The 19,854-nt window shown below is 72.8% G+C and carries 18 protein-coding genes; 12 read left to right on the top strand and 6 right to left on the bottom strand.

Going from position 1 to position 19,854, the window contains the following annotated elements; translation table 11 throughout:
- Positions 1-18 precede the first annotated feature (18 nt).
- Positions 19-738: a DNA-binding response regulator gene (locus ACFWV2_RS12150; protein WP_384404915.1), complete on the bottom strand. Its 720-nt coding sequence runs from the start codon at positions 736-738 to the stop codon at positions 19-21.
- 215 nt (positions 739-953) lie between these two features.
- Here ACFWV2_RS12150 and ACFWV2_RS12145 point away from each other — a divergent pair, with 215 nt between their 5' ends.
- From ACFWV2_RS12145 to ACFWV2_RS12130, 4 genes are all read left to right on the top strand, one after another.
- Positions 954-2,606: a VWA domain-containing protein gene (locus ACFWV2_RS12145; protein ID WP_384404914.1), complete on the top strand. Its 1,653-nt coding sequence runs from the start codon at positions 954-956 to the stop codon at positions 2,604-2,606.
- A 33-nt stretch (positions 2,607-2,639) separates the two neighbouring features.
- Positions 2,640-3,107: a DUF1772 domain-containing protein gene (locus ACFWV2_RS12140; RefSeq protein WP_384404913.1), complete on the top strand. Its 468-nt coding sequence runs from the start codon at positions 2,640-2,642 to the stop codon at positions 3,105-3,107.
- Positions 3,108-3,484: 377 nt separating this feature from the next.
- Complete coding sequence (locus tag ACFWV2_RS12135; RefSeq protein WP_384404912.1) at positions 3,485-4,369, top strand: BTAD domain-containing putative transcriptional regulator; 885 nt, start codon at positions 3,485-3,487, stop codon at positions 4,367-4,369.
- 154 nt (positions 4,370-4,523) lie between these two features.
- A complete protein-coding gene (locus ACFWV2_RS12130) occupies positions 4,524-6,551 on the top strand; it encodes a helix-turn-helix domain-containing protein (protein ID WP_384404911.1) in 2,028 nt (675 codons plus the stop codon).
- A gap of 42 nt (positions 6,552-6,593) precedes the next feature.
- On the opposite strand, the gene ACFWV2_RS12125 is transcribed toward ACFWV2_RS12130, so the two are convergent.
- On the bottom strand, positions 6,594-7,856 hold the full coding sequence (locus ACFWV2_RS12125) for an IS701 family transposase (protein WP_384404910.1): 1,263 nt from the start codon (positions 7,854-7,856) through the stop codon (positions 6,594-6,596).
- Between the two features lie 384 nt (positions 7,857-8,240).
- Here ACFWV2_RS12125 and crcB (ACFWV2_RS12120) point away from each other — a divergent pair, with 384 nt between their 5' ends.
- From crcB (ACFWV2_RS12120) to kdpC, 6 genes are all read left to right on the top strand, one after another.
- Positions 8,241-8,654: a fluoride efflux transporter CrcB gene (crcB, locus tag ACFWV2_RS12120; protein WP_384404909.1), complete on the top strand. Its 414-nt coding sequence runs from the start codon at positions 8,241-8,243 to the stop codon at positions 8,652-8,654.
- Positions 8,651-9,004: a fluoride efflux transporter CrcB gene (gene crcB / locus ACFWV2_RS12115; RefSeq protein ID WP_384404908.1), complete on the top strand. Its 354-nt coding sequence runs from the start codon at positions 8,651-8,653 to the stop codon at positions 9,002-9,004. Before crcB (ACFWV2_RS12120) ends, crcB (ACFWV2_RS12115) begins: the two co-directional genes overlap by 4 nt.
- A gap of 256 nt (positions 9,005-9,260) precedes the next feature.
- Positions 9,261-9,350: a K(+)-transporting ATPase subunit F gene (gene kdpF / locus ACFWV2_RS12110; RefSeq protein ID WP_033204243.1), complete on the top strand. Its 90-nt coding sequence runs from the start codon at positions 9,261-9,263 to the stop codon at positions 9,348-9,350.
- Positions 9,351-9,359: 9 nt separating this feature from the next.
- Positions 9,360-11,024 (top strand): potassium-transporting ATPase subunit KdpA, encoded by a 1,665-nt coding sequence (gene kdpA, locus ACFWV2_RS12105; protein ID WP_384404907.1) that lies wholly within the window; start codon positions 9,360-9,362, stop codon positions 11,022-11,024.
- Positions 11,021-13,126 (top strand): potassium-transporting ATPase subunit KdpB, encoded by a 2,106-nt coding sequence (gene kdpB, locus ACFWV2_RS12100; protein ID WP_384404906.1) that lies wholly within the window; start codon positions 11,021-11,023, stop codon positions 13,124-13,126. The genes kdpA and kdpB overlap by 4 nt, the downstream gene beginning before the upstream one ends.
- Before the next feature lie 23 nt (positions 13,127-13,149).
- The gene (gene kdpC, locus ACFWV2_RS12095; RefSeq protein ID WP_384404905.1) at positions 13,150-13,815 is read left to right on the top strand and encodes a K(+)-transporting ATPase subunit C; all 666 of its coding nucleotides are present in this window, start codon (positions 13,150-13,152) and stop codon (positions 13,813-13,815) included.
- Positions 13,816-13,873: 58 nt separating this feature from the next.
- On the opposite strand, the gene ACFWV2_RS12090 is transcribed toward kdpC, so the two are convergent.
- A complete protein-coding gene (locus ACFWV2_RS12090; protein WP_384404904.1) occupies positions 13,874-15,025 on the bottom strand; it encodes a winged helix DNA-binding domain-containing protein in 1,152 nt (383 codons plus the stop codon).
- Positions 15,026-15,441: 416 nt separating this feature from the next.
- Here ACFWV2_RS12090 and ACFWV2_RS12085 point away from each other — a divergent pair, with 416 nt between their 5' ends.
- Positions 15,442-17,010: a DUF2079 domain-containing protein gene (locus ACFWV2_RS12085; RefSeq protein WP_384404903.1), complete on the top strand. Its 1,569-nt coding sequence runs from the start codon at positions 15,442-15,444 to the stop codon at positions 17,008-17,010.
- 8 nt (positions 17,011-17,018) lie between these two features.
- On the opposite strand, the gene ACFWV2_RS12080 is transcribed toward ACFWV2_RS12085, so the two are convergent.
- Together ACFWV2_RS12080 and ACFWV2_RS12075 are read right to left on the bottom strand one after the other, a co-directional pair.
- On the bottom strand, positions 17,019-17,654 hold the full coding sequence (locus tag ACFWV2_RS12080) for an endonuclease (RefSeq protein WP_384404902.1): 636 nt from the start codon (positions 17,652-17,654) through the stop codon (positions 17,019-17,021).
- 263 nt (positions 17,655-17,917) lie between these two features.
- Positions 17,918-18,286, bottom strand: coding sequence for an ArsR/SmtB family transcription factor (locus ACFWV2_RS12075; RefSeq protein WP_384404901.1), 369 nt, complete (start codon positions 18,284-18,286; stop codon positions 17,918-17,920).
- Between the two features lie 464 nt (positions 18,287-18,750).
- On the opposite strand from ACFWV2_RS12075, the gene ACFWV2_RS12070 reads away from it, so the two are divergent.
- On the top strand, positions 18,751-18,954 hold the full coding sequence (locus ACFWV2_RS12070; RefSeq protein ID WP_004986771.1) for a cold-shock protein: 204 nt from the start codon (positions 18,751-18,753) through the stop codon (positions 18,952-18,954).
- 283 nt (positions 18,955-19,237) lie between these two features.
- Here the strand turns inward: ACFWV2_RS12070 and ACFWV2_RS12065 are convergent, their stop codons facing one another.
- Positions 19,238-19,627 (bottom strand): ATP-binding protein, encoded by a 390-nt coding sequence (locus tag ACFWV2_RS12065; RefSeq protein ID WP_384404900.1) that lies wholly within the window; start codon positions 19,625-19,627, stop codon positions 19,238-19,240.
- Positions 19,628-19,854: the final 227 nt, after the last annotated feature.

Raw genomic sequence — 19,854 nt, 5'->3', positions numbered from 1 at the left:
CAGGGGCTCACCGTCTGCTCACAGCCACCCCCTCCGAGCCGCTTCCGCCCCTGCGCGGAAGCGGCTCGTCGTGCCGAGGGCCGCCATCAGCTCGCCCACCCGGCGGCTGTACGTCCGGGCGGACATGCCGAGCCGGGCCGCCGCCGTCTCGTCCGTGAGCCCCGCCAGGAGGGCGTCGAGCACCGGGCGCAGCTGGGGCGGCAGATCACCCGCCGGCGCCGGGGGCGGCGGGGCGTGCGACAGCTCCTCGGCCGTCGCCCAGCAGGCGTGATGGGCCCGGGCGAGGGCCTGCACCACCACCGGGTCCCGGATCAGCAGCAGTCCGTTGTAGAGCAGTTCCAGATCGAGGGGGATCGCCGCCACCGTGCGGTCGACGACGATCATCTTGAAGGGGATGGCCTCCGCGAGGCGGGCCCGGCCGGGCAGCGGGGGGCCGCTCTCGAGGTGGGGCAGGGCGTGCCGCGGCACGATCCTTCTGACCTCGCCGGCCCGCTCCGCCGCCGCCCGCATGCACGCCCCCGCCAGTTCGAGGAACGGCCCGGGGATCGCGAAGCCCGCCGACGCGGCCGGGTCGTCGAAGGTCAACAGCTCGTACCGGGTGGAAGCGGCCAGCCCGGCGAGCACCGCGCTGATGCGTCGCGCGCCACGGACCGGCCGCCCCGCGGGCCGTCCGCCCTCGGTCACGGCCCGGTTCATCGCCGAACGGGCGAGCATCACGGAGCCCGCGCTCTCTGCCACCGCTGACCACCCCCGCCGATCGATGTCCACTCCATGTACGCACGCGACTGCACACGGTGACAACCCCTGTTGAGAAGGATGGCGAATCCATGCCACCCGGCTCGACCCCCGTCCTTCGTTGCCGCATCGAGATCCATCCGCAACTCCTTCGACGGCTCCCCGCGCGCCTTCCGTCCGTCACATTCGCAAGTGCCGTACTACGACGGGGAGATGACATGGAACGACACGAGGGACGATCGCCCGGGCGCCGAGGGGCCCGGTTCTCGGCCGTGATGGCGGCCCTGCTCGCGGCCGGACTCGCCGTCGGCGGCTGCTCGGCCGGCGGGGACGGAACCCACGCCGACCGGCGGGCCCACGAGCAGGGCGGGACCGCCCCCGGGGCACCCGACGGGCGCGGGAACGCCCGCCCCGACGCCACCCCCGGGAACGCCCGCCCCGACGCCTCCGCCGAGGGCGGCGACGAGGACGCGGGCGGCTCCCGGGCGCCCGCCCCCGACTACCTGTCCACCTTCGCCCTGGACGTGGACACCGCCTCGTACGGCTACGCCCGGCGGACCCTCGCCGAGGGGCGACTGCCCGACGCGGTGACCGTACGCCCCGAGGAGTTCGTCAACAGCTTCCGTCCCGACTACCCGCGCCCCGCCGACAACGGCTTCAGCGTGACGCTCGACGGGGCCCGCGCCGGGTCCGGCGGCTGGTCCCTGGTCCGGGTCGGGCTCGCGACCCGGGGCACCGGCCCGGCCGCCGAACGGCCGCCCGCCGCCCTCACCTTCGTCGTCGACATCTCCGGCTCGATGGCGGAGCCGGGACGGCTCGACCTCGTCAAGGAGTCCCTCGGCCTGCTCGCGGACCGGCTCCGCGACGACGACTCCTTCGCCCTCGTCACCTTCAGCGACGAGGCCGAGACCCGGCTGCCCATGACCCGGGTGGGGGAGGCCCGCGGCCGGATCGGCGAGATCGTCGACTCCCTCGCGACGACCTCGTCCACCAATGTCGAGGCAGGTGTCCGCGCCGGTTACGACGTGGCCGTCGACGGGCACAGGAAGGGCGCCACCAACCGGGTCGTGCTGCTCTCCGACGCGCTCGCCAACACCGGCGCCACCGAGGCCGCGACGATCCTCGAACGCATCGACGAGGAGCGCAGGGAGTACGGGATCACGCTGTTCGGCGTCGGCGTCGGCAGCGAGTTCGGCGACTCGTTCATGGAGCAGCTCGCCGACCGGGGCGACGGCCAGACGACGTACGTCTCCACCTCCGCGCAGGCCCGCAAGGTCTTCGTCGACCAGCTGCCCGCCCAGGTCGAGCTGCGCGCCCGCGACGCCAAGGCGCAGGTCTCCTTCGACCGGCGGACCGTCGAGACGTTCCGGCTGATCGGCTACGAGAACCGGGAGGTCGCCGACGAGGACTTCCGCGACGACCGGGTCGACGGCGGCGAGGTCGGGGCGGGCCACACCGTCACCGCGCTGTACGCGGTCAGGACGCGGCCCGGCGCGTCCGGCCCGGTCGCCACGGCCACCGTCCGCTGGCTCGACCCGGCCACCCGGGCGCCGCGCGAGCGGTCCGGCACCGTCGCCACCGGCGGGCTCACCGCCGACGTCTGGGGCGGCGGGCACGACAGCCTCCAGCTGACCGCGATCAGCGCCTATTTCGCGGACGCCCTGCGGGGCGGCGGGCTGCCCGGGGCCCCGGGGCTCCCGGCGCTCGCGGAGCGCGCCGACGCGATCGCCGGCCGGTCGGGTTCGGCGGTGGTCAGGGAGCTGGCCGAGGCCGTACGGCAGGCCGACGCGCTGCTCGGTCGCCGAGGCGACGCGCCGGGTGAAGTGCCGTCCCGGGAGGGGGAGTCGAGGTCGGGCGACCCGTACAGCTGACGCGCTCGGCGGGCAGCGGGCCAGAATGGGCCCATGGCCTCCCTGCTGCTCGCCCTCGCCGTCGGATGCACCGGGCTCTACGCCGGTTTCATGCTGGTCTTCCAGACCGGGATCATGCCCGCGCTCGCCCGTCTGACGGACGCCGAGTTCGTCACGGCGATGCGCCGGATCAACGAGTCCGTTCCCAGGACCGTGTTCATGACCGTCTTCCTCGGTGTGCTCGCCTTCCCCGCCGCCGCGTACATCGTCCCCGGCGACGGGCGTACGGACACCCAGCAGTGGCTGGTGCTCGCGGGGTTGGTGGGCGCGGCGCTCAACCACGCGGTCACCGTGGGCGGCAACGTCCCGCTCAACAACGCGCTCGCCGCGTCGGAGGCCCCGGGAGACGACCCGGCCGCGGTCCGCGCCGCCTTCGAGAAGCGCTGGAACGGTCTCCACCGGGTCCGTACGGCCCTGATCACCCTCGCGTTCGGCCTGCTCACGGCCGCGGCCGTGCTGTAGACGCCGCACTCCGGACCCTGATCCCCCGGACCCCCCCGGCCCCCCGCCCCCGACACGTCGCCGCACCGGCCGCTCCCGGAACCGTACCGAGCGGCCGGATTCTGGCGTGAACTCGTGCGTGTCGGCCCTTCCGGCATCCCCGAGGGCCTCCCGAAAGCGTACCCCTGAGTCCGGAAACAGTCTTCCGGTGCGTGTTCGTCTGCGCCAGTGACGAAAACCCTACGCCTCAATACCCCCATAAAGGGGGTGAATCACCCCGATATCCCGGATGGGGTTTCCGTACCCTCCGGTTTCTTATTGACATGCCTACGGGGGTCTTTTCTAATCAACGAGAGTCATCCCGCGCGCAGACACCGCACAGGCACTGAGGGGGCAAGGTGGACGTCCGGATCCTGGGGGGACTGTCGGTACGTGAGCACGGGGTGTCCATCACCCCGACGGCAGCCGCGCCCCGGCAGCTCCTCGCCCTGCTCACGGCCAGCGCCGACCAGGTCGTGCCCGTCACGGTACTGACCGAGGAGCTGTGGCCGTCCGGCGCGCCCCGCGGCGCCCGCACCGAACTCCAGTCCCACATAACGGAGTTGCGCACCCTCATCGCGGTCGCACTGCGACGCGGCGCCGAGCCGGCCGAGCCCGGCCCCGGCTGGTCCGAGCGGCGCACCGCCGACGCGGTCCTGGTCTCCCAGCCCGGCGGCTACCGCCTCGACACCGGCGGCGGAGCCCACGACGTCTGGCAGTTCGAGCGCGCGGCCGGCGCCGGCTACCGCGCCATGGAGGCGGGCGACCTCTCCCGTGCCGCGCTCCGCCTCGGCGAGGCCCTGGCCCTGTGGCGCGGCGAACCCTACGCGGGCGTCGCCGCGGGGCCCCGCCTCCGCCGCGAGATCGAGCGCCTCGAAGCCTCCCGGCTCAGCGTCCTCGACCAGTGGGTGGAAGCGCAGCTGGGCCTCGGCCGGCACGCCGAGCTGCTCTCCGAACTCTCCGGACTCGTCGCCCGCTACCGCACCAACGAGCCGCTCCACGCCCACTACATGGTCGCCCTGCTCCGCTGCGGACAGCACGACGAGGCCCTCACGGTGTACGAGCGGCTGCGCGTGGCGCTCAAGGGGGAGAGCGGCATGGAACCCTCCGCCCGGCTCCGCCGCCTCCAGAGCTCGGTCCTCACCGTACGGAATTCCGCGATCCGCCCCGTGTACGCTCCCCGTATCCCCGCCCAGTACGGTCCGGCACGCGCCAGGCTCGTCCCGGTCGGCTCCGTCGGCTGACCACCGGCGCGGCAGGGGTGCCCGGGGGGACACCACCCGGGAATGAAGTGCGGCACCTCACCGTTGACCGACTCCCGAAGCCGAATTAGTTTCGGCGAGCAGGACGGGTTTCCGCCGAGGTGCCCGATTTCGCTCGACCACGGGGGACGGGACCATGACCTTGCACGGCACCGACGGAGCCGGTGGTGCCGACGCGCTGCTCACGGTCCTCGAACTGCTCGCCGAGCGGGCCCCGGCCGCCCGCCTCGCCGCCCTCCTCGACGGGGCCCGCCGCACCGGACTCGCCGACGAGGAACTCCACCGCCTCGAACGGGCCGTCGCACTGGCCGGCGAGATCCACCGGGGCCGCGCGGACGAGGCGCGCCATGAGGCCGGACTCGCCGCCCTCACCGACACCGCCCGCGACCTGACCTCCGCCTACGACCTCGACAGCCTCCTGCGCGTCATCACCCGCCGCGCCCGCCGGCTGCTCGACCTCGACCTGGCGTACGTGACCCTGCGCGGCCCGAACGGAGTCTGCTACGTCCACACGACCGAGGGCTCCCGCGGCGACCGCGCCGAAGGGCCGCGGCTCGCCCCCGGCCTGAGGATCGCCGAGGGGTACGGGCTCGGCGGCGCCGTCCAGCTCCACGGCGAACCCGTCTGGACCGCCGACTACCTCGCCGACGAGCGCTTCGCCCCCTCCGGCTCCCTCGACGCCGGCGTCCACGCCCCGGCCTTCGACGAAGCCGCCGAAGCGGCCCTGCGCGCCGAGGACCTGCACGCCATGGTGACCGCGCCGCTGCGCAGCGGCGACACCGTGATCGGCGCCCTCCACGGCGCCGACCGCCGCGTCCGCCACCACACCTCCGAGGAGATCCAACTCCTCGCCGCGCTCGCCGACCTCGCCGCCCTCGCCGTCGAGAAGACCGGCCTCCTCGACCGCACCAGGGCCGAGGTCTCCGAACTGGAACGGGACAGCTCCCGCGTCCGCACGAGCCTCACCCGCATGCGGCACGTAAGCGAGGCCCACGGCCGCATCATGAACCTCGTCCTCGCGGGCGGCGACCTCTGCAACGTCGCCAAGGCCGCCGCCGACGCCCTCGACGCGACCGTCATGATCCGCGACCAGGGGGGCCGCTGCCTCGCCACCGCCGGAGACATCCCCGGCCTCGACGAAGCGGCCGTCGCCAAGGCCTCGCTCGACGCGCACGCCCGCCGCCGCCCCGTCCTCGCCGCCGACGACACCTGGGTCGCGCCCGTCATCGCCGGCTCCGAGGACCTCGGCGGCCTCGTCATCCGCGCCGCCGGCGGGCTCACCGGCGAGGACGAGCGGCTCCTCGAACTCGCCGCCCAGTCCGTCGCCTTCCTCCTCCTCATGCGGCGCTCCACCGCCGTCGCCGAAGGACCCGTCCGCGACGAGCTCCTCGACGACCTCATCGCCGACCCGCCGCACGCGCCGCAGCAGATCGCCCAGCGGGCCCGCCGCCTCGGCGTCGACCTGCGGAAACCGCACGTCCTCGTGCTGGCGCGGCCCGAGGGCGGTGAACAGGGCAGGGCCGTCGTCTGGGCGTCCTCGTACGCGTACCGCCTCTCGGGTCTGAAGACCGTGCAGGGCGGCTGCATCGTGCTGCTGCTCCCGGGGATCGACGCCTCCGCCGCCGCCAAGGCCGTCGCCGCGGAACTCTCCCCGCTGCTCGGGCACCCCGTCTCGGTCGCCGCGGCCGGACCCGGCTGGAGTCCCGACGGCGTGGCCCGCATGCACCAGGAGGCCGGACGCTGCCTGGACGCGATGAGCGCGCTCGGCGGCACCGGCTCGGCGGCGTCCGTGCAGGACCTCGGGTTCCTGGGGCTGCTGCTCTCCGACGACAACGACGTCGACGGCTTCGTCGAGGCGGCCATCGGACCTGTACTCGACTACGACGCCGAGCGCTTCACCGATCTGACCCACACCCTGGAGGCCTACTTCGCGTCCGGCGGCAGCCCGACGAACGCGGCCGAGGCGCTGCACGTCCACCCCAACACGGTGTCCCGGCGCCTCGAACGGATCGGCGAACTCCTCGGGCCCGAGTGGCAGAAACCGGGCCAGGTCCTCGAGGTCCAGCTCGCCCTGCGCCTCCGGCGCACCCGGGAGGTCCTGGCCAGGGGCCGCGCCACGACGGACCCGGCCCGCCAGCCGGCCCCACCGGAGCGCGGCACCTGACGAACCGGCACCGTGCGAGAACCCCCGCGCCGCGACCGCCCGTCAGCTCGCCGTGCGCCCCGAGCCGTAGGTGGGGCCGTAGGCCGCCTCCCAGTCGGTGGCGGACATGACCGTCGCCGCGTGGGCCGCCGACGCCAGCGTGATGTGACGGTGCCAGCCACGGAACGAGCGGCCCACGAAGTCCCGCAGCCCCGCCCCCTCCCCGACCTCCACGAAGTCCCGCTCCACCCGGCGGGCCAGCTTCGTCAGCCGCAGCAGGGAGCCGACCGGCGACCCGGTCAGATCGCTGATCCACACCCGGGCCGGGGCCCGCCGGGGGTCGTCCCACTCGCCGAGCAGCACCAGCGGACGCATCCGCTCCCCGCCCGGCGTGGGCAGCGCCACCCGGACGGCCGTGGCGAGCGACGTACGCGAGGTCCGCGCGCCGCCCACGGTGTCCACCCAGCTCACCGGCCTGCGCAGCCCCTTGAGCGACTCCAGGATCTGTACGGCGGTCAGCGGGCCCGCCCCGAAGCCGGGCAGCGACCGGTCGGCGATCGCGAGCCGGGAGCCCGGACCGATCCGGGCCACGACCGGCACGCCCGCCCCGGCGAGCCGGGTGAGGGCCGCCCGCCCCGCGCCGCCCCGGATGTCGAGCAGCACGGGCTTGCGGGTGACGTCGGACCAGCGGGCGGTGTCGAGCGCCGCCGCGACCGCGCACTCCTCCAGGGTCTCCTCGCCGGCCTCCTGGGGGACCTCCGCCCGGTCGCGCCGGGTCCGGTCGTTGACCCAGGGGTCCGGCAGGAACAGACGCCAGTTCACGGGGACGCTCAGCTCGTCGCTGGCGAACCACACCCCGAACGCCTGCTGGCCGTGGAAGACCTGGCCGCGCTCCGGGTCGAACCGCCGGTCCACGCCCACCGAGTGCTCCCCGGCCTTCGGGATCGGCATGGGCCGCACCACCCAGGCCTGCGGGCAGCTGTTCCGCTCCAGGAACCGGGCGAGCGCGGCCCGCATGGGCTGCCAGTCCCAGGTCGAACTGGACACGAAGTGGTGCAGGCTCTGCTCGGCGGCGGGCCCGCCGATCTGGGCGGCGATGTTACGGATGGACTTGCGGCCCTGCGCGGTCAGCAGGCCGTGCAGGTACTGCTCGGCCTTCAGACGCTGGTCGCGGCGCGGGAAGCCGGAGAACAGCGCGCCGCACAGCTCGGCGTAGACGTCCTCGCGCGAGCCGGCCGTGCCGACGGACCTGACGACGCCCAGGGGAACGGCCGGCGGAACAGCCCCGGCGACGGCCCTGCGCTTGATTGCGACGGATGTACTCACGACACTCCTGCCCGAAGGTTGCGCAGCTCCCTCCCGCTGCTCCACCACCCTCGCCCGACCCCGCCTCCCGGGACGAGGTGTACCCGGCACCCGAATCGGCCGCCGGATGGTGGCCGGACCACCTCCCCTCGTGTCTCCGCAGGTCAGAGGCCCTCTTCGCCATTCCGGCGCGGCCCGACGACTGCCCTTCCGGCCACCCCGTGAGGCAGGCGCGGGGGATCTGACAGACTCACCGGCCCCGCTTTGACCCGTAGCAGGGCGTGGCCGGACCATCGCAGAGCGAGGCCGCACGGGCCGGCCCCCGGTTAATGCCCCAGGCCGGAGACCGCGCCTGTGCGCCTCGCCTCGAACCGCCCCGTGCGCCCGTCCTCGTACCCTGGGCGCATGGGCCTGCGCGCGGAACTGCCGGTCGTCGGGGCGGTGGCCGCCGGCGGCGCCCTCGGTGCGACCGCGCGCTACGGCGCGGCGCTGCTCTGGCCCACCCCCGAAGGCGCCTTCCCCTGGACGACGTTCACGGTGAACGCGAGCGGCTGCGCGCTCCTCGGCATCCTGATGGTCCTCCTGACGGAACCTCCCGCCGCGCCCCACCCGCTCCTGCGCCCCTTCCTCGGCACCGGGTTCTGCGGCGGGTTCACCACGTTCTCGACGTACAGCCTCGACACGCAGCGGCTGCTGAGCGCGGGCGACCCGACGCGCGGCCTGCTCTACCTGGGGGCGACCGTGGTCACCGCGCTCGCCGCCGTCCTGGCCGGGATCGTCGTGACCAGGGCCGTACGCGGACGGGCGGCGCCCGCGTGAACTGGCTGCTCGTCGTCGCGGGAGCCGCCGTCGGCGCGCCCCTGCGGTACCTCACGGACCGTGCGCTGAGGGCGCGGTTCGGCCCCGGCCTCCCCTGGGGCACGTTCACGGTGAACGTCGTCGGTTCGTTCGTGCTCGGACTGCTGGCCGGGGTCGCCTCCGCGCAGACGTACCTGCTGCTCGGCACGGGCCTGTGCGGCGCCCTCACGACGTACTCGACCTTCTCGTACGAGACGTACGCGCTGTACGAGCGCGGGGCGAAGGGGTACGCGGTGCTGAACGTGACCGGGAGCCTGGCCGCCGGACTCGGAGCCGTATGGCTGGGAGTGGCGACGGCCGGGCTGCTGTGAGGCCCGGCCGCAGGCGTTGTCGACGGTCAGCCGGGAGCCGGGCGTAGAGGACACGTCAAGACGGGCGCGCGGCGCGTCAGAGCCACGTCAACGACGGCGGCGGGCGGCCGGGAGCGAGGTTTCCTCATCTCGTCCGAGAATCCGTTCTTTCCTCTTCCTGCATCCGGGAGCTCACGATGGCCGACGTGGCCTTCGTCGTCACCACGGTCGCGGTCTTCGCGCTGGTGGCCTTCATCGCCAAGGGGGTGGTCAAGCTGTGAGCGCCGAGAACATCGTCGGTCTCCTCGTGGCCGCCGCCCTCCTTGGCTATCTCGTCCTCGCCCTCGTCAAGCCCGAGAGGTTCTGAGGCCGCCCCATGAGTCCCGTCCTGGCTGGAGTCCTCCAGCTGCTCGCCCTGGTCGTCGCGCTCGGCCTCTCGTACCGCCCGCTCGGTGACCACATGGCCCGGGTCTACTCCTCCGACCGGCACCTCCGGGTGGAGAAGTGGATCTACCGGGGCATCGGCGCCGACCCCACGGTGGAGATGCGCTGGCCCGCCTACCTGCGCGGCGTCCTCGCCTTCTCCGCCGTCGGCGTCCTCTTCCTCTTCCTGCTCCAGCGGGCGCAGGGCGCGCTGCCCGGCTCGCTCGGCTTCGCGTCGATCGACCCGGACCAGGCGTTCAACACCGCCGCCTCCTTCGTGTCCAACACCAACTGGCAGTCGTACTACGGCGAACAGGCCATGGGCCATGTCGTGCAGACCGGCGGCCTCGCGGTGCAGAACTTCGTCTCGGCGGCGGTCGGGATCGCGGTCGCGGTGGCGTTCGTCCGTGGCTTCGCCCGCTCGCGCACGGGCGAGCTCGGCAACTTCTGGGCCGACCTGGTCCGGGGTGTCGTACGGATCCTGCTGCCGATCTCCGTGATCGGCGCCCTCGTCCTCGTCGCCTGTGGCGCGATCCAGAACTTCTCCGGCATCCACGACGTCGGGCAGTTCACGGGCGGGACGCAGCAGTGGAACGGCGGCGCGGTCGCCTCGCAGGAGGTCATCAAGGAGCTGGGCACGAACGGCGGCGGATACTTCAACGCCAACTCGGCCCACCCCTTCGAGAACCCGAACGGTCTGTCGAACCTCTTCGAGATCTACCTGATCCTGCTGATCCCCTTCGCACTGACCCGGACCTTCGGCCGGATGGTCGGCAGCGTCAAGCAGGGGTACGCGATCCTCGGCACGATGGCCACGCTCTGGCTCGGCTTCACCGCGCTCATGATGGCGGCCGAGTTCGCGCACCACGGCCCCGCCTTCGACCTCGCGGGTGGCGCCATGGAAGGCAAGGAGACCCGGTTCGGGATCGCCGGCTCCTCGCTCTTCGCGGTGGCGACCACGCTCACCTCCACCGGCGCGGTGAACTCCTTCCACTCCTCGTACACCGGTCTCGGCGGCGGCATCGCGATGCTCGGCATGCAGCTGGGCGAGCTCGCCCCCGGCGGTGTCGGCTCCGGCCTCTACGGCATGCTGGTCATGGCGGTCATCGCGGTGTTCGTCGCCGGACTGATGGTCGGCCGCACCCCGGAGTACCTGGGCAAGAAGATCGGCGTCCGCGAGATCAAGTACGCCGCCTGCTACCTCCTCGTCACCCCCGTGCTCGTTCTCGGCTTCACCGCCGTCGCCATGGCCCTGGACACCCCGTCGCAGTCGATGACCAACACCGGCGCGCACGGCTTCTCCGAGATCCTCTACGCCTACACGTCCGGCGCCAACAACAACGGCTCCGCGTTCGCCGGCCTCGACGCCGACACCCCGTGGTTCAACACGACCCTCGGCATCGCGATGCTCCTCGGCCGGTTCCTGCCCATGGTGTTCGTCCTCGCGCTCGCCGGTTCGCTGGCCGAGCAGACGCCCGTACCGAAGACGGCGGGCACCTTGAGGACCGAGAAACCGCTTTTCACCGGCCTCCTCGTCGGCACGATCCTCATCGTCGCCGGCCTCACCTACTTCCCGGCCCTCGCGCTGGGACCGCTCGCCGAAGGGCTCGCAGCATGAGCACCACCACTCCCACCCGGCCCCCACGGACCGAGGTGCCCACCGGCCGGCCGGACGGAGCCGGACGCGTCGGCGGCGGACTGTTCGACCCGAAGCAACTGGTGACGTCCCTCCCCGACGCGATCAGGAAGCTCGACCCCCGGGTCATGGCCAGGTCGCCCGTCATGTTCGTGGTGCTCATCGGCTCGTTGCTCACCACCGTCCTCGCCGCCATGGACCCGGGGGACTGGTTCGGCTGGGCGATCACCGTCTGGCTGTGGCTCACCACGGTCTTCGCCAACCTGGCGGAGGCGGTGGCCGAGGGCCGGGGCAAGGCGCAGGCCGACACCCTGCGCAGGGCCAGGACGGACACGGTCGCGCGCAGGCTCGCCGGCGCGGACGAGGAACGGGTGCCCGGCACCGAACTGCGCGTCGGAGACCTGGTGGTCTGCGAGGCCGGCGACGTCATCCCGGGCGACGGGGACGTCGTCGAGGGCGTGGCGTCCGTCGACGAGTCCGCGATCACGGGCGAGTCGGCGCCGGTGATCCGCGAGTCCGGCGGCGACCGCTGCGCGGTGACGGGCGGGACGAAGGTGCTGTCGGACCGGATCGTCGTGAAGATCACGACGAGGCCCGGCGAGACGTTCATCGACCGGATGATCGGCCTCGTGGAGGGCGCCGCACGGCAGAAGACCCCCAACGAGATCGCGCTCGACATCCTCCTCGCCTCCCTGACCGTCGTCTTCCTGCTGGCCGTCGTCACCCTCAAACCCTTCGCGATCTACGCGGGCGCCGACGAGCAGACGTCGATGATCGTCCTGACGGCCCTGCTGGTGTGCCTGATCCCGACGACGATCGGCGCCCTGCTCTCCGCGATCGGCATCGCCGGCATGGACCGGCTCGTCCAGCGCAACGTCCTCGCGACGTCGGGCCGCGCGGTCGAGGCGGCGGGCGACGTGTCGACGCTGCTGCTCGACAAGACGGGCACGATCACCCTGGGTGACCGGCGGGCGGCGGAGTTCGTACCGGTCCGGGGCGCCACCGAGGCCGAACTGGCGGACGCCGCCCAGCTGTCCTCGCTCGCCGACGAGACCCCGGAGGGCCGCTCGATCGTCGTCCTCGCCGAGGAGCGGTACGGCCTCCGCGAGCGCCACCCGGGCGAACTGACAGGAGCCGTCTGGACCCGGTTCACCGCCAGGACCCGCATGTCCGGCGTGGACGTCGGCGGGCGCCGCGTACGCAAGGGCGCGGCCGGGTCGGTCATGGCGTGGGTGAGGGAACGGGGAGGCGGCGTCCCCGAGGACGCGCGGGCGCTGGCCGACCGGATCTCCGAAGCCGGCGGTACGCCGCTCCTCGTCGCCCTGGAGGACGACGGGGGCGCCCGGGTCCTGGGGGTCGTCCACCTCAAGGACGTCGTCAAGGACGGCATGCGGGAACGCTTCGACGAGCTGCGCCGCATGGGCATCCGTACCGTCATGATCACCGGCGACAACCCGCTCACCGCGAAGGCGATCGCCGAGGAGGCGGGCGTCGACGACTTCCTCGCGGAGGCGACGCCCGAGGACAAGATGGCGCTCATCAAGCGCGAGCAGGCCGGCGGCAAGCTCGTCGCCATGACCGGCGACGGCACGAACGACGCCCCGGCGCTCGCCCAGGCGGACGTCGGCGTGGCGATGAACACGGGCACGTCGGCCGCGAAGGAGGCCGGCAACATGGTCGACCTCGACTCCGACCCGACGAAGCTCATCGAGATCGTCGGGATCGGCAAGCAACTCCTCATCACCCGGGGCGCCCTGACGACGTTCTCGATCGCCAACGACGTCGCCAAGTACTTCGCGATCATCCCCGCCATGTTCACGGTGGCCTACCCGGGCCTCGACCGGCTGAACATCATGGGCCTGGCCTCGCCCCAGTCCGCGATCCTCTCGGCCGTCGTCTTCAACGCGCTGGTCATCGTCGCCCTGGTGCCGCTCGCCCTGAGGGGCGTGCGGTACCGGCCGAGCAGCGCCGACGCGATGCTCCGCCGGAACCTCGGCCTCTACGGCCTCGGCGGACTCGTCGCCCCCTTCATCGGCATCAAGACCATCGACCTCCTCCTCTCCCTCGTCCCCGGGCTGAGCTGAACCGGAAAGCGTGCTGACCGACCATGACGAACACCTCCGCAGGAGACACGGGACGCCTGCTCGGGGCGGGCCTGCGCGCCCTCCTCGCCCTCACCGCCGTGTGCGGCGTCCTCTACCCGCTGGCCGTCACCGGCGTCGCCCAACTCGCCTTCCCATCCCAGGCGAACGGCTCCCCGCTCACGGACGGCAGCGGGAGGACCGTCGGCTCCTCGCTCATCGGCCAGACCTATCCGGCCGACGGGAAGCCCGACCCGCGCTGGTTCCAGCCGCGCCCGTCTCACGGCCTGGGTGCCAACAGCGTCAACACCCGGTACGAGCTGATCCTCTCCGGCGCCACCAACCGCTCCGGCGACAACGCCGAACTCATCCAGTGGGTCGAGGAGGCCAAGGCGGCCGTGATCCGGGACGACTCGGTCCCCGGCCACCCGGTGCGGCCCTCCGACGTGCCGCCGGACGCCGTCACCTCCTCCGGCTCCGGCCTGGACCCGCACATCTCCCCGGCGTACGCGAAGCTCCAGGCCCACCGGGTCGCGGCCCGCAACCACCTCACCGTCGCCCAGGTCGCCGGGCTGGTCGCCGACCACACCGAGGACCGGATCCTCGGCTTCATCGGCGAGCCCCGGGTGAACGTGCTGCGACTGAACATCGCGCTGAGGGAACTGGTGACGTCGACGGCGGCCTCCCGCTGAGCAGGGCACTGCGGGAGCCGCCGTCGCCGGCGGCGGCCTCCGATGCGAGGAGCGCCCGTCAGTGGTCCGTCGGCAGGATCCGGGTCTCGACCGCCGGAAGGCCCTTGACCCACCAGTGGTCGTAGCGGCGGTAGAGGTACGGGTCCCGGTCGGCGAGGAGAGCGCCGAGGGCCCCCGCCTCCGCCGCGAGGGCCTCCCAGACGTCGGCGGGCAGCGGGTGGAAGGCCGAGGCCTCGATGCCGCCGGCGACCGGCCGCCAGACCCCGGCGACGTATCCGTCGACGAGGAGCGTCGGCAGCGTGTCGCCGTTCACACGGATCACCTGCTTCCGGTACGCGGCCGGGAGGACCCGGCCCCGGTCCGCGTAGGCCAGCAGCACGCTGTCCCACATGGCCATGAACCGGGGCGGCGCCGGGACGTCCTCACCGGGCAGCGGCGCACCGGGCACGTCGTACAGCACCGTCCCGTCCGGCCCCTCCAGTTGGTCGAGCCGCCCGTCGAGCGCCCGCACCGCCTCGCGCACCTTGCCCCGGGGCGCCGTCGTGAACTGCGCCATGTCGGGGACGGACGCCGGACCGAAGCCCTCCAGATAGCGCCGGATCAGGACGGCGAGCCCCGCCGTCGCGGCCTCCGGGTCGGCCAGGACCGGCAGCGCGCTCGCCGTCACGAACGCCTGCGCCGTCCCGAACGACCACGGCGGACCCGTCGGCGCGTGCCACAGCGGCGCGTACTGGCGGATCATCCGCCACACCACGGCCTCCACCGGCCCGCCCCGCACCTCCTCGATACGGGACCGCAACTGGGCGCCGGTCCGTGCCTCACCGGCGTACGCGAGGAGGTCCGGCAGCAGCCCGTCGGCGTCGGCGGCCGTGAACCCCGCCGCCTTGTACCGCGGGTCGTGCAGCCGGGAGCCGCGCAGCGTCGGTTCCATGCCCTCCCGGAACGCGCGGTAGTCCCCGGCGTGCACCAGGTGCAGGGTGAGCCGCATCAGGGTCGACCGCACCAACTCGAAGCCGCCGACGGCCTCGTCGAGCCGCGCCGGGTCGAAGCCGGAGACCCGGTTCCACAGGGCGACGTAGGGCGAGCCCGGGTGCTGCGCCTGGAGCGCCACCACCCGCCGTACGGCCTCCTCGACGCCGACCGGAGCCCGGTCGAGGAGCAACTGCCGTGCCAGGGTGGAGCGGTTGAGTGCGCGCGCGCTGATCACCATGGCGCGATTGTCCCCCTGCCGCCACGGCGACTCACCGTAGGGTCGTGGCCATGGAAGTCACGCCGACCCGCACACCCCCACACCGACCGCCGGAGGAACGGGACACACCGCGGACCACGCCGACGAGCGGCACGCGCGCGGTGGGCGGGGGAAGGGCCGGGGAGGCGGGGGGCTCCGGGCCGACGCACGTCGGAGAGGCACAAGACTTCGGGCCGAGGACCGGGGAGGCCCAGGGGACCAGGCCGGGGGCCGGGACGGGGCAAGGCCTCGGGCCGAGGGGTGGGACGGCGCAAGGCTTCGGGCCGAGGGTCGGGGAGGCGCAGGGCACCAGGCCGAGGGCTGGGACGGGGCAACGCTTCGGGCCGAGGACCGGGGAAGTGCGAGGCTTCGGGCCGGGGGCGTGGCGGGACGGCCTCGTGTCGTCCGTCCGGGAGACGGCGCAGGGCTCGGGGCCGCGATCGTGGCGACGCGGTCCCGCCCTGACCGCGCTGTGCTTCCTCGTCTGCTGCGGCCTCGGGATGCAGTCCTGGATCGCGCTGCGGCTCACCGGGTTCGACCTCGGCATCTTCGACCAGGCGGTCCGCGCGTACGCGAACGGCGAGCTGCCGAGGTCGCCGATCAAGAACGTGCACCACGAGTTCCCGCCCGGATTCTCGCTCCTCGGCGACCACTTCACCCCCGCTCTCGCTCTGCTCGCGCCGCTGTACTGGCTGTGGGACGACCCGCGGGTCCTCGTCCTCGCACAGGCCGCGCTGTTCGCGGCCGGCGTGCCGGTGGTCCGGCGCATCGCGCGGCACTGCTTCGCGGACGCGGACCCGCTGACCGTACGCCGGGCGGCGGACGTCGCCGGGCTCGTGTACGGCCTCGGCTGGCCGCTCCTGAACTCCTCGTACACCGGCTTCCACGAGGTCGCCTTCGCGGTGCCGTTCACCCTCCTCATGCTGGAGCGGGGCCTGGCCCACCGGTACGGCGCGGCGGCCTGCTGGGCGGCCCTGCTGTGCACGGCGAAGGAGGACATGGGGCTCGTCGTCGGAGCGTTCGGCCTCGTCCTGGCGGCGCGGGCCCGTCGCACCGGCCACCGCGGCGGCCGCACCGCGGGGCTCGTGCTCGCCGTGGCCGGGCCGCTGGTCTCCGCCGTCGTCATCGTGTGGTTCCTGCCGGCGATGGGCGGACCGGAGGGCTACTACTGGTCGTACGGACGCCTCGGCGCCGACCCGGGGGACGCGCTCGCCCATGTCGTCACCGCCCCGTGGGTCCTGCTCCAGGTCGCCGCGACGCCGTTCGTGAAGGCCGCGATGGTGGCCTGGATCGTGGGCAGCCTGGCGCTGCTCCCGCTCGGCTCCCGCACCTTCCTGCTGGCCGTGCCCCTCCTCGCGGAACGGGTCCTCTCGGACAACCCGAACCACTGGCCGGTGATCAACCACTACGACGCCTTCCTGTGGCCCGTCCTGGTGACGGCGGCGCTGGAGACGGCGGCAGGGCTGCACCGCGGCAACCGCGCGCTGTTCCGCCGGTGGGCGGTCGGCGCGGGCGCCCTCGCCTCGGCGGCGGCCGTCGCTCTCGGCCTCAACCTCCTGTTCCGCCCGGACTTCTGGCGCCCGTCGCCGGACAAGAGCCCTCTGGCGACGGCAGCCGAACTCATCCCGGACGGCGTGACGGTGGAGGCGGACAACACGATCGCCCCCCGCCTCACCGCCCGTACCCAGGTGGTCATCGCCGACGCGACACCGCGCGGGGCGGACTGGGTCCTGCTCCGCACGCAGAACCGGACGTTCCCCTTCGCCTCGACCGAGGACCAGCAGGAGCGTGTCAGGCTCCTGCTCGCCCACGGCTACACCCGGGTCTGGGACCACGCCGGCACGGTCCTGCTCCACCGCACCGACCCCGACACCCCCATACCCGGCATGCGCCTCCCGGGCTCCACCAGCACCCCGGTCCGCGAGTCCGTCCCGACGGACGTGGGAGGGAACCTGCTGCTCAGGTAGGAGCGCGTTCAGCGGGAGACCGGCCGGGGGCGTTCCTTGGAGAGGCTGACGCGCACGAGGGCGGCCGCGAGCCGGGCCAGGTCCTCGGGCGGGACGTGCCGGGCGAGGCCGGCCGGGGTGTGGGGGAGGCCGAGGCGGCCGGCGGCAGCCAGGGACCGCTCGTCGAAGAACGGGCGCAGCTCCGGCCACACGACCTGGACCTCGCGACAGAAGATGCCGGAGCCCACCGGACCGATCCTCGGTACCTCGCGCAACAGCCGGCGCAGCTCCTCCGCGTCACCGGCCGCCTCCTCGCGGAGCCGGCGCAGATCCCCGTGGTACCGGTCGACGACCAGCGCCGCTCCCTTGCCGAGCGCGGTCGCGGTGCTCTCGTCGTACCGCACGTAATGAGCCCGCCCGAAGGCGTCCACGCGTGCCTGCCAGGCGGAGTCCGCCATGGCCCGGGGCGTCCGCAGCCCGGCCGCGAAGAGTTCACGCGCGGCGGCGGTGGCGATGTCGGCCTTGATGCGGACGGAACACAGAACGGTGAGCACGAGGAGCTGGTACAACGGTGCGGGCTCGTCCCGCAACGCGATCCCGGCCTCGTCGGCGTAGGTCCGCCCGTGCTCCCGGAGAAGCCGGTCGATCGTCTCGGCACTGTTCATGGAACGCTCCTCCGCCGTCGCGCGGTGGCCCGGGGCAATGCTCCCTTCGCCTTCCCGGGCGGCTACCCCGCAGACGACCGGTCACCCGCCCGTGCGAGCGACACCCCCGTACCGGGGACCTCAGTCATGCGGGAGAAACCCTCGCTCGTCCGGAAGGACGGAGAGGTGGACGCTGCACGTCGTGCCCGTGCCGGCGCCCCGGTAGCGGTGCCGCCACCCCTTGCGCAGGGACTCCGACGGTCCCGCGGTGAGAGCTCGCGGGATCACGCGGCGGCGGAAGCCGCCTTGGTCAGCAGCCGGCCCATGGCGGCGAGGACGGCGGGTTCGACCCGGTAGTAGACCCAGGTGCCGCGCCGCTCGGAGGAGAGCAGCCCGGCCTCCTTCAGCTTCTTCAGGTGATGGGACACCGTGGGCTGCGAGACGCCGACGTCGGAGATGTCGCAGACGCACGCTTCACCGCCCTCGTGCGAGGCGACGGCCGAGAACAGCCGCAACCGCACCGGGTCGCCCAGGGCCTTGAACATCAGGGCAGTGCGTTCGGCCTCGTCCGCCGTCAGCGGGCGCTCGTTCAACGGCGGGCAGCAGGCCTCGACGGCGGGTTCCAGGAGCGGCAACACCTTGGCGTTCGACATGCGTCTATGTTGACACATGTCGAAGCAGGGCCTCGTCGTGAACGCCGTCGATGGGCGGCCAGGGGGCGCGACCCCGGCATGCGCCCCGAGCCGGTCGCGCCACTACGGCGCGGTCCGAGGCTGTACGGAGGCCGACGCGCCGCACCGAACGCCCCCGCTTCCGCAACGCTGCGCTCGGGGTGAAGGAATACCTGCGTTCGCCGCCGGAGAATTTAACATCCTTCGCGGGAAGGCTCTTTATCGCGACACGCAACGGTAAAGCGTTGACCCGCATCGGCCGCGGTGACGTGCTACTGTCGACATCAGTTGCAGTTTTGGTACCCACAAGCTTCAAGCGCATGAAGTCGGCCTCCGTGCCGCATGAAAGCGTTTTGCATTTCCGGTTCTTCCGGGCGGGGCATCATCGCGGCGACACGCCATCCGTACAGTACGGATGGCGGCGTACTGCCCAAAGGAGATAAGACATGGCTACTGGCACTGTGAAGTGGTTCAACGCGGAAAAGGGTTTCGGCTTCATCGAGCAGGACGGTGGCGGCGCTGACGTGTTCGCCCACTACTCGAACATCGCCGCCCAGGGCTTCCGCGAGCTGCTCGAAGGCCAGAAGGTCTCGTTCGACATCGCGCAGGGCCAGAAGGGCCCGACGGCGGAGAACATCGTTCCCGCCTGACGCTGACGCGCACTTCGTAGCTGGGGCCCACATCCTTCGGGGTGTGGGCCCCAGCTGCATGTGTTCTTTCCTGTCGCTGACGCGCCGACGGTGGGGAAACCATCCCCCCGCGGTGATTTCGATTCAAGCATTCCCTTCGGGTCGCGCCGGAATTCCCCGCGCAGCGTATTCGCCGCCGAATTCTCGTGGGTGGCGACGGATTCGGCCACCCGATAGAAGGGGAGAACGTTTTCCTCGGCGCGCGTCCCGCCCGCCGGCCTTCAGGCCATCGTGACCGGTCGGACTACCGGGCGAGCAGAGCCGTCACCGTCTTCCCGCCGGAGGCCCGCCGAGTGACCGCGGTCGCTCGGGCGAGCCGGTTGACCATGGCCCAGCCGAAGCCTCCGGTACCGCTGTCGAGGTCAGGGGTACGCATCCGCGGCGCGTGCGGGTTGTGGTCGTGCGCGGCCACCTCGATGCTGTCCGGGTGTGCCGTCAGATCGAGGGTGCAGGCGCCGCCGCCGTGGCGCAGGGCGTTGGTGACGAGTTCCGAGACCACGAGGGCCACGATCTCGGCGACCTCTGACGCGAGCGACGGAACGAGACCGTCGAGGAAGCGCCGAGCGCTGTCACGGGCGACGGCGACGGATCCCGCAGGGCGGTCGGTCGCGACGTCGACGCTCATCGTGTCCATCAGGTCCCCCTGCTCTCGGGCTGGATCATCCGTGCCGTGTTCTCTCTGCGCGTTGCGTGTGCCCCGACAGACGGCTGCCAACCCGTCCCGGGCACCTTCCGTGCGCCGTTCGTGTTCCTGCTCGGGTGAGGCCGATTACCTCACTGACACGCGCGCGGAAATCTATGTCGGCGGGAGTAGACATTGGGTGGTGTCACGGCTATGGTTTCTCTCGTAGCCCAGAGAGA

Origin of the sequence: Streptomyces sp. NPDC058671, from assembly GCF_042716475.1 — a bacterium.
Lineage (GTDB): Bacteria > Actinomycetota > Actinomycetes > Streptomycetales > Streptomycetaceae > Streptomyces.
The sequence above is the reverse complement of the archived record's forward strand: the minus strand, read 5'-3'. Positions and strand labels throughout refer to the sequence as shown.